We start from the raw sequence: 614 nt of genomic DNA on the forward strand, positions 1-614 counted from the left end.
CCATTCAACAGGTTAATTTAACCAAAAAACGCAGAATAATTCGTAAAAACTTACGGATTAAACCAGTAGGATTGGCTGACTTTATATATAATGGTTTTAATAAACTAAGTTGTTAACAAATGGTAAACTAATCATGAGTAACTCTGTGGTTTTTATCTAATTGAGGAGGATATGAAATGGACTACAAAAATGAATTAACTCGAGATGAAGCGATTTTCTTTCTGGATATGGTCGGTTCTGTCAAAAGTCCTAATAAAAAGACTAAATCTACCAGAGTAAAACCCTACTACTCGATACTAAATGACAGAGATTCTGATGACTTCAAAAAATTCATCGATATATATAAATCTTTAAAACACATCCTACCTGAAAGGAAGCAAATGATAATGGATGAAATCTACGGTATAAACAAACCGGGAGTCTCACTAAAAACAGTTGCCTCATCAATCAACATTACTCGTGAGCGTGTAAGACAAATATGTCATGAGGCAGAAGTTGCAATGGCTAAAGAAATTGTCAGGAGATTAGGGGGGATTTCTAATTTAAAGCAAGCGTAACATCATGAAGCTAATCTCCCTTCAAACTATGATAAATCAAGCTGTCATCTGTTTTGG

Annotated in this window: 1 protein-coding gene; it reads left to right on the forward strand. The window is 33.9% G+C overall.

Annotated elements, in window-relative coordinates; translation table 11 throughout:
- Positions 1 to 176: 176 nt before the first annotated feature.
- Entirely contained in the window at positions 177 to 557 is a 381-nt protein-coding gene (locus ACOI1D_RS21820) for a sigma factor-like helix-turn-helix DNA-binding protein (protein ID WP_422504307.1), read from the forward strand.
- The last annotated feature ends 57 nt before the right edge of the window (positions 558 to 614 follow it).

The organism is Virgibacillus sp. DJP39 (assembly GCF_049310925.1).
Lineage (GTDB): Bacteria > Bacillota > Bacilli > Bacillales > Amphibacillaceae > Virgibacillus_F.